The sequence below is a fragment of the Anaerotignum lactatifermentans DSM 14214 genome, assembly GCF_900142265.1.
Classification (GTDB): Bacteria; Bacillota; Clostridia; order Lachnospirales; family Anaerotignaceae; genus Anaerotignum; species Anaerotignum lactatifermentans.
Genome location: NZ_FRAH01000020.1, coordinates 1 through 13,900, shown reverse-complemented (window position 1 = coordinate 13,900; position 13,900 = coordinate 1). Strand labels below are relative to the sequence as shown.

The 13,900-nt window shown below is 44.9% G+C and carries 12 protein-coding genes; all 12 read left to right on the top strand.

All coding sequences use genetic code 11. The annotated features are described in order from the left end of the window. Positions 1-267: 267 nt before the first annotated feature. Entirely contained in the window at positions 268-915 is a 648-nt protein-coding gene (nth, locus tag BUB35_RS07005) for an endonuclease III (RefSeq protein WP_072850415.1), read from the top strand. A gap of 106 nt (positions 916-1,021) precedes the next feature. After that, on the top strand, positions 1,022-1,813 hold the full coding sequence (locus BUB35_RS07000) for a LolA-like protein (protein ID WP_072850413.1): 792 nt from the start codon (positions 1,022-1,024) through the stop codon (positions 1,811-1,813). Between the two features lie 149 nt (positions 1,814-1,962). Beyond that, positions 1,963-2,811 carry a hypothetical protein gene (locus tag BUB35_RS06995; RefSeq protein WP_143158956.1) on the top strand — a complete coding sequence of 283 codons (849 nt, stop codon included), beginning with the start codon at positions 1,963-1,965 and terminating at the stop codon, positions 2,809-2,811. 184 nt (positions 2,812-2,995) lie between these two features. After that, positions 2,996-3,814 (top strand): DUF6612 family protein, encoded by an 819-nt coding sequence (locus tag BUB35_RS06990; RefSeq protein WP_072850409.1) that lies wholly within the window; start codon positions 2,996-2,998, stop codon positions 3,812-3,814. A 256-nt stretch (positions 3,815-4,070) separates the two neighbouring features. Next, positions 4,071-4,976, top strand: coding sequence for a LysR substrate-binding domain-containing protein (locus BUB35_RS06985; protein WP_159432868.1), 906 nt, complete (start codon positions 4,071-4,073; stop codon positions 4,974-4,976). Between the two features lie 180 nt (positions 4,977-5,156). Continuing rightward, complete coding sequence (locus BUB35_RS06980; RefSeq protein ID WP_072850407.1) at positions 5,157-6,680, top strand: glutamate synthase-related protein; 1,524 nt, start codon at positions 5,157-5,159, stop codon at positions 6,678-6,680. A 110-nt stretch (positions 6,681-6,790) separates the two neighbouring features. Further along, complete coding sequence (locus tag BUB35_RS06975; protein ID WP_072850405.1) at positions 6,791-8,044, top strand: M16 family metallopeptidase; 1,254 nt, start codon at positions 6,791-6,793, stop codon at positions 8,042-8,044. Further along, entirely contained in the window at positions 8,035-9,282 is a 1,248-nt protein-coding gene (yfmH, locus tag BUB35_RS06970) for an EF-P 5-aminopentanol modification-associated protein YfmH (RefSeq protein WP_072850403.1), read from the top strand. The genes BUB35_RS06975 and yfmH overlap by 10 nt, the downstream gene beginning before the upstream one ends. 14 nt (positions 9,283-9,296) lie before the next feature. Next, positions 9,297-10,193 carry a prolipoprotein diacylglyceryl transferase gene (lgt, locus tag BUB35_RS06965; RefSeq protein WP_072850401.1) on the top strand — a complete coding sequence of 299 codons (897 nt, stop codon included), beginning with the start codon at positions 9,297-9,299 and terminating at the stop codon, positions 10,191-10,193. 92 nt (positions 10,194-10,285) lie between these two features. Then, positions 10,286-12,199 (top strand): ABC-F family ATP-binding cassette domain-containing protein, encoded by a 1,914-nt coding sequence (locus BUB35_RS06960; RefSeq protein ID WP_072850399.1) that lies wholly within the window; start codon positions 10,286-10,288, stop codon positions 12,197-12,199. A gap of 87 nt (positions 12,200-12,286) precedes the next feature. Beyond that, a complete protein-coding gene (locus BUB35_RS06955) occupies positions 12,287-13,570 on the top strand; it encodes an HlyC/CorC family transporter (RefSeq protein WP_072850397.1) in 1,284 nt (427 codons plus the stop codon). Between the two features lie 174 nt (positions 13,571-13,744). Next, positions 13,745-13,900 (top strand): IS200/IS605 family transposase (gene tnpA, locus BUB35_RS06950; RefSeq protein ID WP_143158955.1); only part of this gene is annotated, 156 nt, incomplete at its 3' end.

The window sequence follows — 13,900 nt, the reverse complement described above, 5'->3', positions numbered from 1 at the left end:
AATAAATTAATATGAATGAATCTCATTATACTGAGAAAATATGCAAAGTCAATGCAAAATCGGAAAATGCACGATGCTTTATTTGTGTATACGGTATGCATAATTCATGTTTTCATGAATCGAAAAACTATGGTATAATAAAATCCAACATCTTTTTTACTGACAAAAAGACAGAAACCATGAAAATAAAAGACTTTGGGAAATATTTCTCGGGAAATCTTCCTTGTTTGCGGGAAATATTTCTTTTTCGGGAAGGAGCAAAAGATTATGACAAAAAAAGAAAAGGTTACTATCATATTAGATTTGCTGCGGGAGCACTATGGTCCGACAAAATGTTATCTGAATCACGAAAATCCATGGCAGCTGCTCATTGCCACCATCCTGTCTGCCCAGTGCACAGACGATAGAGTGAATCTGGTTACAAAAGACCTGTTCCAGAAATATACATCCATTCAGGCTTTTGCAGAAGCAAATCAGGCAGAGCTGGAACAGGATATCCATTCCATTGGCTTTTATCATAACAAGGCAAAGAATATCATTGCCTGCTGCCAGAAACTTCTGACAGAGTTTGGCGGGGAAGTGCCTTCTGATTTGGATGAACTGACTTCTCTGGCTGGCGTTGGCAGAAAGACGGCTAATGTGGTGCGGGGCAATTGGTATGGTATCCCCAGCATCGTAGTGGATACCCATGTGAAGCGGGTGTCTAATCTGCTGGGATTGACCAAAAATCAAGACCCTGTGAAAATTGAGTTTGATTTGATGAAGATTGTGCCAAAGGATAAATGGATTGATATTAACACCCAGATGATCGCCCACGGCAGAAAAATTTGCATTGCCCGCAGACCCAAGTGTGCGGAATGTTTCCTGTTTCCTTATTGCACAGGCGGTCAGGCGTTGCAGAAGAAAAAGTCCTAAAAGATTGTTACATATTTCTTAACAAATTCGAATAAAGCCGGTGGTGATGTTTTTTTGTGATATGATGATAAAAAACAGGGGCTTCGTTTGAAGGGAGGAAGAAATTATGTATGGGAAAAAGATTATGGCAATGGCAGCGGGTTTGATTCTGGCTGTTGGAGCAGCTGGTTGCGGCACTGAAAAAGGGGACGATACAACTGCCATTTTGCAAAAAGCACAGGGCACTATGTCGAAATTGGAAAGTTTATCCGCAGATTCAGAAACGAAAATTGTCATGAAAAATGATTCTGAAACAGAAACAACAATGATCTGGCGGAATCAGGAGATTTTCATGAATCCCTTTAAAATGCATTACAAAACAAAGGTAATGCTGGGAGAAGGCTCAGAGGTTGTGGACGCAGAAGAACAATATGCGGAAGAACGAGATGGAATGGTTCATACTTATATGATAACAGTGGGGGATGTGTTTGCGGATTCCTATGGGGCTGAGGAATTTATTGGAGAGCAGGCTCTTGCGGATTTGGATTTATATTTGACAAAACTTCAGTCTGCACAGACCGTTGGTACAGAGGAAATCAATGGTGTTTCTGCAACAGTGGTGACCGGCATTCTGGATGGCAAAGATATGGCGGACAGCGGTGAAGAATGGGCAGATATCCGGGAAGGCAAAGTGGATGTAGATGCTTCCATCAAACTTTGGATTACGGAAGATGGCTATATATTGCGGCATGAAATAGATGCAACGGCGCTGATGAATGGGATGCGTTCAGGTGTGGATCCTGAGGCAGAACCTGTGGACGATTGGTCTTATGGGGCGTATGTAGAACAGATGACCTATGGAGATTTCAATACAGTGCCGGATTTTGAAATCCCTGCAGAAGTGCTGGAAGCGGCATAAAAATGGAATGATTTTAGGCAGAGCAATCTGGAATGGATTGCTCTGTTTTTATATGCGAAGAAAAATGCCACATCCATTGGATAGACAAATGTTTTTGTGATATGATGCATATAGGTGCGATTTATGATACAAACGGGGAGGAAAAATTCGTGCTAATCAGCGGAAAAATCATTACGGGCATTTTGACAGCGGCAGTTATGGCAGCAGGAAGTGGAACGCCAACGCCGGACATGGAGGCATTGCTGCAAAAGGCAAATGGAACCATGTCACAGGTAGAAAGTATGTCTGTGACGACGGAACGACAGATGGATGTTGCCTTTGATGGAGAAATCACCAGTACTATCATACAATCGGAAATAGATACCATAGCGAAGCCTTTCAAAGCAAATGTGGATGTTGTTGTTATACGCAATGGTGAAGTGGCACAGAGATATGGCACGTACGCTGTGGAAAACGGCGAAGATATAGATACTTATTCGGAAATGGAAGGAAAATGGGTTCACGAAGCAGGAACCATGGCAGATATTTCTCAGTACAACATCTGGATGCAGAAGGATCTGTTTCTGAATCATCTCAGTTTTTTTGTAGTGGATGGTACAGAGGAAATCGATGGAATACAAACGACAAAAATTTCCGGTGTATTGACTGGAGAAGCTATGGAAAAAGTTTTGGAAACCTTGGGTATTGATCTGATATTCGGTGGTTTGGGATGGAGTTTAGACGAATTGTATACTGAACTGAAAGATATGAAGGAATTGCCTGTCAGTCTTTGGATCAGTCCCGATGGTTATTTGATTTGTTATGAATTTGATATGACAGACAGGATGCAGGCAGCTCTGGACAATCTCAGCGGCACAGAAGAAAACTTCCAGACAATCGTAAAAACAAAGCTGCGGGTGACATGCAGTAATTTCAACGAGATATCCGATTTTGAAATACCGAAAGAAATTACGTCAGGAGCAGTGGAATTTGAGGAGTTCTGTCAGGAAATGATATAATGCATACTGTTTTTGTATAGATTGTTTCGAAAATGATGCATAATATTAGATAGCAGTGGAAATTTCCTAATGTTCTTTTAAGAAATTCTTACCGAAAAGAGAATTTGCGGACAAACCTCTGTTGTTTATGGTATGATGCAGAAAATCAAATTTAATCAAGACCAACCCAAAGGAGGACAGGTAAATGAAAAAGAGAATTTTTGCATTGGCTATGGCACTGGCAATGGCAGCTACAGCAGCAGGCTGTGGTGCGAAACAGTCAACAGACGTAGAAGCATTGCTGCAGAAAGCAAATGACACAATGGCGCAAGTGACAAGTATGTCTGCCCAGATGGAAGTACAGATGGATATGGCTTTTGAAGAAGAATCCATGAAGTCCGTGGTAAAATCTGATATGGATTTGAAGCTGGATCCCTTCAAAACCAATATGACCATCAGCATGACATTGAACGACGAAGCGCTGCAGACATATGAAATGTATGCAGTACAGAACGGTGATACTGTGGATGCATATATGCAGGTGGACGGAGAATGGATTCACCAGCCTATGGCAAGTGCAGACGTTTCTCAGTACAACGCAGGACAGAATATGGATCTGTATCTGAAAAACATCGAGGCCTTCAAGGTCACAGGTACAGAAGAAATCAACGGTAACAAGACAACAGTGATTGAAGGTCTGCTGACAGGCGACGCTATGGAAGAAGCTCTGAAAAACTCCGGTATCGAATCTACAACTGCTGGCTTGGGTATTTCCGCAGATGATCTGGTTACCCTCATGGACAGCGTAGAAGGCATGCCTGTAAAACTGTGGATCAGTGACGATGGCTATGTGATGCAGTACGAACTGGATATGACAGCCATGATGCAGGGAATTATGGATGTTATGAGTGGCGGAGAAGAAAATCCTGTTACCATTTCCAAAACTTTGGTACACATGACATGCAGCAACTTTGACGCAGTACCTGACTTTGAAGTACCTGCGGAAGCATTGGCAGCAGCATAAAAATGAATTGGAAGCAGAGAGACCAAAAGCAACTTCCTCTTAAGAAAACATAGATTTTCCTTTTTCTTGATTTCTTAAGAGGAATTGCGACGGCGGTCTTCAGAAGAAAATATATTAAATAAAATCTTAAAATAAGAAAGCCAAAATCTTTTGCAATGATAAGGATTTTGGCTTTCTTTGTTTTCTTATGAAGATGCCCCAAATGGTTTCTCTGCTTTTTTCATGGGCAGAAATATGGTATGATGGAGGAAAAGTTTTGAAAGGGGAGAATATCATGCTGGACAATCGCGTGGAAACGTTTTTGGCGCTCTGTGATATTATGAATTATACCAAAACGGCAGAAACGCTGCATATTACCCAGCCGGCTGTGACACAGCAGATTCGCTGGCTGGAGGAATATTATGGCTGTAGGCTTTTTTCCTATCAGGGGAAAGTGCTGCGTCTGACGGAAAAAGGGAAAACTCTGCGGCGCCTTGCCCAGCAAATGACAGCAAATGCCCAAGGAATTCTGCAGGAGATGCAGCGGGAAGAAAATACGGAAATCCATCTTCGGATTGGTGCCACAAAAACCATCGGAGATTACATGCTGCCGCCTATTATGGTAGTTTTTTTGCAGGAATATCCACAGTATCGCCTGCATTTGACAGTGGATAACACAGGAAAGCTGCTGCACATGATGGAAGAAGGAAAAATTGATTTCGCCATTGTAGAAGGCTTTTTTGATAAAGAAAAATATGATTTTACCCTTTATAAACGAGAGCGGTTTTTGGGGGTTTGCGGGAAGGCGTGTCCCTTGCGTGGGAAATCTATTTCCTTATGGGGAACCCACACAGAACCATTGATTTTGCGGGAACCTGGGTCTGGTACCAGAGATATTCTGGAGGAATTGCTGAAAGAGAATAATTTTACGGTGCATAGTTATTCTACTGTACAGGAAATCAGCAATTTTCAAGCTATCAAAGCCATGACGGAAGCCAGCCTTGGCATTACGTTTTTGTATGAACCGGTGGTGAAACAGGAGTTAGAAGAAAAGCGACTTTTCCCTCTGGAAATTTTGAATTTTGATATTTTTCGGGAATTGAATTTCGTTTATCTGCAAAACAGTCTGTTCCGTCAGACATGGCAGCCCTTTGTAGATTTTGCCATGACATGGCAGAAATGAAAGTATGCGTTTTTATCAATACAATTATTCGAAATGAACATATATTATTGCAAAAATGCATACACAGTTATGAGAAATAAATTCCTGAAAAAATATAGGAATTGTTAAAATTGACAATAATCATCCTTAATGTTACCATGGTTTTATGATAAATTATGATGCGATAAGGAGGTCTTGGTTATGTCATATAGTCCTTTGCTTGGTTCTGCCTTCAACAGAACAAAACTGAGAGATGCTGCTCATCCCTGCACATTTTCCGGTATGTGCTCCATGTGCACAGCAGATTGTGTAGGTACTTGTGAAATTGGTTTGTCTGCTGTGCGTGGTGCAGATGCCGTGTATCCCACCACTACCGGGGACAATCAGGTAGCATCGGAAAAACAGTATCCCATTGATTACTCCCATTTCAACATCAATGGGCGGGTGTTTGGTGCTATGGGTGCGGAAGCGGATTCCGATAAGGCAACCATTCACGATGTGAATCTGGAAACAGAAATCGGCACACTCCATCCTGTGAAGCTGAAATTGCCCATCATTCTGCCTGCTCTGATTAAGTTGAACTGGCAGGATTACTTTGGCGGTGCGGCTATGGCCGGCGTATTGACCGTCATCGGCGAAGGTGCCGTAACCAAAGACCCTACACTGCGTCTGGAAAACGGCAAAGTGGTACATTGCCCGAAGCTGAAAGAATTTCTGGATGCTTTCCGAAAATATTACCGTGGATATGGACAGATTATTTTGCAGGTGAATATTGACGATGACCGCATTGGTGTACCGGAATACGCCATCAAGGAATGCGGCTGTGAAGCCATTGAAATCAAATTCGGTCAGTCCGCCAAAGGCACACAGCCTGTAAACCGTCTGGCAACCTTGGAGGATGCTTTGAAGGCACAGCAGAATGGTCTGCTGGTGATTCCTGACCCTTCCGATCCGCAGATGCAGGAACGCTACAAAGCAGGCTTTGGGGAAAACTTCCGTTCTTATGGCAGATTGCCTATGTGGGACGAAGAATCCCTTTGCAAACGCATTGATGAACTCCGTGCCATTGGCTTGAAAAATGTATATTTCAAAATGGCTGGCTATGATCCGGCTGATTTGGAACGGGTATTGCGCATTGCGTCCATGGCACAGGTGGATATGGTTACATTCGACGGCGCAGGCGGCGGCTCCGGTTACAGCCCTTGTAAAATGATGAACGAATGGTGCCTGCCTACAGTGGCAATGGAAAGTGAACTGGTGCAGATCATGTCCCGTATGGAAAAAGAAGGCTTGAGTTTGCCCCATATTGCTATCACCGGCGGTTTTGCCATGGAAGATCAGGTTTATAAAGCTTTGGCGTTTGGTGCGCCTTATGTGAGCGCCATCGGCATTTGCCGGGCATCCATGGCAGCGGCAATGAGTGCCAAAAAAGTGGGAGAACTCATCGAAGCAGGTAACATTCCTATAGAACTCCAGCGGTTCGGCTCCACAGTGGATGAATTGTTCCCAGATTTGAGAGAACTGCGGAATATTTACGGCGAAGAAGCAAACAACTTCTCCACAGGTGCCATCGGCGTATATTCTTATTTGAATCGTATTGCCTTTGGTCTGAAACATTTTGCCGCACTGAATCGAAAATTCTCTCTGGAATACATCGATAGAAGCGACATTTTCCCTCTGACAAGAGACGCACAAGATTTGCTGGATGGAAAATGGATGAAATAAAATAGAATCACACACAGCAGAGTCTGAACAGCAGGCTCTGCTGTTTTTTTGGATTTTTTCCCATCTTTCGGGAAAGAATAGGAGGAAAGAAACCAAAATGAGGTGATTGCATGAGGAATACAACGGCAAAGAAAGCGGAACAATGCCGGATGTTTTTCGTAGATGGAAAGAAGTTCAAGACAAACGCTCTGCTGGGCTTTTTCCGTGTGCCTTTGCGCCGGGAAAATGCCACAAAGCTTGCATTATTGGCAGAAGTGCTTCAAAAAGGAACGGAGAAATATCCTTCTGTGACAGCAGTGGCAGCAGCGGCAGAGGAATGTTATGGCGCGCTGTGGCAGGTGCAGATCATCAAAAAAGGCGGAGAAGCATGGCTGTCTTTCTCCATGGAAGTTTCCAAGCATGTGTCAGAGAAAGAAGTGCTGGATTTTCTGCTCCAATTGATGAAGCATCCAAAACGAATAGACAACCAATTTCCTGCGGAAACGGTGGAACGGTGTATAGCCATTTTAAGACGGCGGCTAGAAGCGCAGGCAGATGACAAAATCTCCTTTGCCGCAAAACGAGCCAGAGAACTGGCAGCGGAAGACGAAGGTGCAGGCATTTGCGCCGACGGGTATCTGGAAGATTTGGAAAAGCTCACTTCGGCGGACATCAGCGGTTTTTATGAAGATGTGCTGGCACATGCGCCAGTGTATCTCTATGTCTGCGGTGACAGCGACGGCAGACAGATGTTGAAGAAATGGAAAGGCGCATTGGATTTACAAGGGAAAGAATTGTGGGAATTTCAGCAGACTTCCCGGAAACAGGCTCTTTGCCGCAAAATCGCCGAAAAAGCCAATATGGGACAGACTCGGCTGGTATTGGCTTTTGATTCCGGTTTGCATCCTTGGGACAGAGCCTTTCATTCTCTGCGGGTGCTTTGTGAAGTGTTGGGCGGTGGAAATGGACTGTTGTTTCAGGAAATTCGGGAAAAACAGGGATTGTGTTACGATATTTCCATGACATGCGACACCATGACAGGATTGGCTTTTGTCCAAACGGGCGTTGCTGGGAAGGACGCCAAGCATACAGCATCAGAAATTTGTCGAATTTTGCAGAATGTGGCGGATCATGGCATCAAAAACGACGATTTTCAAGATGCAGTGGAGCAAATACGGCGAAAGATATCCGATATTTCCGATTCTCAATGGAAAATCATGGACTATGTGGCGGAGCAGGAAATCATTGGAACAAATCTGGATTCTGAACAGATGCTTCGCAGACTGGCAGATGTAACAGTAGAAGATGTGGTAAAAGCGGCACAGAAGCTTTCATTGCGGACAATGTATGCCCTGACAGGAGAGGAGGAATTTTCATGGGATTGATGCGCCATGGTGCAGGAGAAACCATATTGCGGGAACGGGCGGCGGCAGGTATGCGCTGCTGTATTTACCCCAAAAAACAGTTTGGAGAAAAATTTGCGGCGGTGGTGGTGCCTTTCGGTTCCAACGATGTTTGCTGTCAGGGAGAAAACAGCGAAAAGCCGATTCGCTTCCCCTTGGGTGTTGCCCATTTCATCGAGCATAAGCTATTCCAGCAGAGTTGGGGAGATGCCCTTTTTCAGTTCGGCAAACAGGGAGCGGCAGCCAATGCTTTTACGGATGGGGAAAAAACAGTCTACTATTTCTCCTGCCGTGAAAACTTTATGGAAAACCTGCGGTTATTGCTGGATTTTGTGCAGCATCCTTGTTTTCAGGAGGAAGATGTGGAAAAGGAAAAAAGCATCATCCGAAGCGAAATTCGCATGGGGAAAGATGACGCCAACCGGGCAGCTTATGAAACTATGGTTGATTTGATGTATCAGAAGCATCCTGTGCGTTTTCCCGTTGCAGGAACAGAAGAAAGCGTGAAAAACACCACAGCGGAGAAGATGCAGAAAGTCTATGATGCCTGCTATCTGCCCCAAAAGTTCTGGCTCATTTGTGCCGGCGATGTGGATGATCATCAGATCATGGAAGCAACAGCGCTGGTTCAGGAGAAAGAAAGCACCGGAAAAATTGTATACTGTAAAGAACCGGACACCATTCAGGAGCGGTATCGGGAAATTGCTATGGGACTGCGCCGACCAGTGTTTCAAGTTGGCTTTAAACTGGAACCAGGGGAAAGAAATCTACGGGAGAAACTTGCCATGGAGCTTTTGATGGATTTATGGGCAGGAGAAAGCAGTCCGTTTTTTCTGGAAGCTTATGAAAAAGATTTGCTGGATGCGCCGCTGGAGCGGATGTACAGCTGTGGAAACGGTTTTGCCTTCTGCGCCTTTATGGGCAGTGGCGAGCAGGCGGAAGAAACGGCAGAACTGCTTTTGACCCACTGGAAGCGGCTAAAGCAGAACGGTATCGACGAAAATCATTTCCGCAGACTGCAGAAAAAGGCAGTAGGGCAGACTTTGCGGCTGTTCCAGTCCATTTCTGCCATTGGATTGACGCAGATCGAATTGACGCCTTTTGACGCGGATTTGAGCGATCTTTTTCGCCTGACGAAAGAATTGCACAAAAAGGATTTGGAAAAATTGTTGCAAAATACCATTGCGCAGGATAAAATGGTTCTATCGGTAATGCGATAGAAAGAAGGGATCTTATGCCTGAAATTTGGTTTCCCAATCTGGGAATCGAAATCGACCACTTGAGCCGTACGGCTTTTACAGTATTTGGACAGGATATTTACTGGTATGGTATTTTCATTGGGCTTGGTGTGATTCTTGGGGTGCTGCTGGCGCTCCATGAAGCCAAACGCACGGGTCAAAACCCGGATACCTATCTGGATTTTATCATTTATGCCATGATCATTGCCATCATCGGCGCAAGACTGTATTATGTTATTTTTTCCTGGGATTTTTACAGCCAGCATCCAGAAAAAATATTTGCCATCCGGGAAGGCGGTCTTGCCATCTACGGCGGCATCATTGGTGGTGTCCTCACAGCCATTGTTTACAGCCATTTGAAAAAGAAAAGCTTCTGGGTTATGGCGGATACCATGGCACCATCTTTGATTCTGGGACAGATGCTGGGTCGCTGGGGTAACTTCTTTAATAAAGAAGCTTTCGGCGGATTTACAGATAACCTGTTTGCCATGCGGTATCAGCTTTCTCAGGTGCGTGCTTCTGATGTCACACCGGATATTCTGCAAAATCTGGTGACAGTCAATGGCGTGGATTATATTCAGGTGCACCCCACATTTTTGTATGAATCCATGTGGAGCCTGTGTGTATTCATCATTCTGCTGATTTTGCAGCGGAAAAAGAAATTCGATGGTCAGGTCTGCGCAACGTATTTCTTTGGCTATGCCTTAGGGCGTGTGTGGATCGAAGGTCTGCGCACAGACCAGCTTTGCATCGGCAATGTGCCCGTTTCTCAGGCGTTGTCAGCAGTACTGATCATTGCCTCTGTGGTGCTGTATGTTTACTGCAAAAAGAAAGCCGCTGTGGTGCCTGTCACCGAAGGGGCAAATGCGGAAACCGAACAAAAGGAAGAATGATTGTAAACGGGACAGACCGCGTCAAAAGGGTGGTCTGCCCGTTTTTTGCATGGTTCCCATCAGGGGACCGATACATAGAAAGAGGGAATAACATGGTTTTACTGACAGCGGAGAATATCCGTAAAAGTTATGGTACAAGAGTGATTTTTGACGATATTTCCTTCAGCATCCACGAAGGGGATAAAATTGGTGTAGTAGGTGTCAACGGCACAGGGAAGTCTACCCTGCTGAAAATCGTTGCAGGCGTGAATCAGGCGGACAGTGGGGAAATCATTACCATGAACGGTATGCGTATGGGGTATCTGCCCCAGTCCCCGGTGTTCCGTCCGGGAACCACTGTGCTGGAACAGGTATTTTATGGGGATAACCCTGTAATGGCACTGGTGCGGGAATACGAAAGCACCATGAAAGCCCTGGAAACAAACCCTACCGATGAGAAACTGACAAAACAGGCGGCACAGCTTTCCGAAAAAATGGACAAGGCAGAAGCGTGGTCTTTGGAAAGCGAAGCCAAAAACATCCTGACTCGTCTGGGTATTTCTGATTTTTCCCAGCCTGTAGAAACTCTTTCCGGCGGTCAGCGGAAACGAGTGGCATTGGCAGCGGCATTGATTGCGCCTGTGGATTTGCTGATTTTGGACGAACCTACCAACCACATTGACAACGATACTGTGGAATGGTTGGAAAAACATCTGGAAAAATACTCCAAAGCCCTTTTGATGGTAACCCATGACCGTTATTTCTTGGATAGGGTAGCAAACCGTATGCTGGAACTGGAAAAAGGGAAGATTTATACCTATCAGGCAAACTTTACAAAATATCTGGAAATGAAAGCGGAACGGGAAGAACGTCTTCTTTCCGAGGAGAAAAAACGTCAGAACTTCCTGCGGAACGAACTGGAATGGGTGCGTCGTGGGGCGCAGGCACGTTCCACCAAACAGAAAGCCCGTTTGCAGCGATTTGAAGAAGTGTCTGCCATTCGTGCGCCGGAAGAAAAACAGAGTGTGGATATTTCTTCTGTTAATAGCCGTCTGGGGAAAAAGACCATTGAACTGGAACATGTCTGCAAAGGCTATAACGGCGTGGAATATATCCATGATTTCAGCTATATCATCCTGCGGAATGACCGTGTGGGCATCACCGGGAATAACGGCTGCGGTAAGACTACATTGCTGAAAATGATGACAGGTCAGCTTCAGCCTGACAGCGGCACGGTCACAAGAGGGGAAACAGTCAAAATTGGCGTATTTGCCCAGGAAAACGAAGAATGGGACGAAAATCAGCGGGTACTGGATTATATCCGAGATGTGGCAGAGTATGTGCCTACGGTAGACGGCAGACTTTCTGCTTCTCAGCTGTTGGAAAAATTCCTGTTCCCCATTCCCATGCAGAGAGGACCGATTTCCATGCTTTCCGGCGGGGAAAAACGGCGGCTGTATCTGGCGAAAGTCCTTATGGAAGCACCAAATATCCTGTTTTTGGATGAACCTACCAACGATTTGGATATTGAAACCCTCATGATTCTGGAAGATTATCTGGATCATTTCCAAGGGGCAGTGGTAGCCGTATCCCATGACCGTTATTTCCTGGATAAGACTATGGGCAGAATTTTTGCCTTCCTTGGCAATGGACGCATCAAGCAGTACGAAGGCGGTTATACCGATTTCAGAAACGCTTATCTGAAAGAACAGCCAGTGGAAAGCCAGAGTGTTTCTGTGAAGAAAGAAGCCCCTGTGGAACGGAAAGCAGAAAAGAAACTGCTGAAGATGTCTTATAAAGACCAGCGGGAATACGATTCCATCGGGGATGAGATTGCCGCACTGGAAGATAAGATTGCTGCACTGGAAACAGAAATGGCAGCATGTACTACAGATTATATGCGTTTGCAGGAGCTTTCCGATGAAAAAACAGCCACAGAAGAAAAGCTGGAAGAAAGAATGGAACGCTGGATGGAACTGAGCGAACTGGCAGAGGAAATTGAGAAAAACCGTCAGGAAATGGCGTAACTTGCAAAGAATCGGGTTTTTCTGTTATAATAAAATATTAAGTTGTAAAAAAGAAGGTTATATGTATTTTTTAGGAGAGTGATTTTTGTGGACGGAGGCAGTCCGGTGTTGATCGGGATTTTGATATTGCTGATATGCGGTTCAGCGTTTTTTTCAGCGTCTGAAACGGCTTTGACTTCATTGAGCAGGATTCGGCTGCGGAATATGGTGGATGAAAAAATCAAAAACGCAGATAAGATTCAGAAGCTGCTGGACAACCCCAGCAAGCTTTTAAGCTCTATTTTGGTCGGCAATAACCTGGTAAACAACGGTGCATCTGCACTGACAACAGCATTGGCTATCCAGATTTTCAACGGCGATGCCGGCAGCGGCGCTGGGGTAGCAACGGCAGTGATTACCATCATCATTTTGATCTTTGGGGAAATTACACCAAAAACCATTGCGGCGCAGAAAGCAGAAAAAGTGGCATTGATCGTTGTCAATCTCATTGCGTTTTTCAATTGGATTTTCACACCGGTGGTTGCGGTTTTGAATGTGGTTACAGGCACATTTGCGAAAATGATGGGATGCAATTCCAATGAAAGAGCGCCGCTGATTACAGAGGCGGAACTGCGTACCATTCTGAATGTAAGCCATGAGGAAGGTGTGTTGGAACAGGAAGAACGTACCATGATGGATAACGTGGTTAACTTCGGCGATGCGAAAGCAAGGGATGCCATGACACCCAGAACGGACATTTTGGCTGTCAGCACCGAAGCCACTTACGCGGAATTTGTAGAAGTGGTGCGGGAAGAAGGTTTTTCCCGTGTGCCTGTATACGAAGAAGATTTGGACAACATTGTCGGTGTCCTGTATGTCAAAGATGTGTTCCTGGCAGATCAGGAGGACTTTACACCGGCGAAATATATGAGAGAACCTTTCTTTACCTATGAAAGCAAACCTCTGGCGCAGCTGTTTGCCCAGATGCGGGACGACCATTTGGCGGTGGCCATCGTACTAGATGAATACGGCGGTACAGCTGGTCTGCTGACCATGGAGGACCTGGTAGAAGAAATCGTTGGGGAAATCGAGGACGAATTCGACGACGAAGAAGAAGATATCGAAGTTGTCAAAGAGGATGAATTCGTGGTGGACGGCAGCACCCGTCTGGAAGATCTGAACGAAATGATCGGATGCGAGCTCATCAGCGAGGAAGTGGATACCATTGCCGGTTATGTACTGCTGGTGCTGGGCAACTTCCCCAAAGACGGCGAAGAAATCGAAACAGACGGTCTGCGTATTGTGGTAGAAGATATGGAAAAGAACCGTATCGGAAAATTGCGTATTTATAAAATACCCCATACGGAGGAAGAAACAGAAACGGAAGAATAAGAGAATCGGCAGTGTTTTTCGGATTAGGAAAGACACTGCTGTTTTTTTGGTGAATCCAATAAAAACCCCCGGCTATGCCGGGGGAATCAGTGAGCTTCAGCTTCAAGCAAAAACCTCCTATGCTATAATTATCTTGAGTCCGCCAAGACACAAGAAAGCATAGGAGGTTTTTATATGAATAGTTTAGCACATACGAGTTGGGAATGTAAATATCATATTGTATTTGCACCAAAGTATAGAAGACAGGTAATATATGGAAAAATGAAAGCTGAAATAGGGAAAATTCTTAGAGAATTATGCGAAAGAAAAGGGATAGAGATCATAGCAGCA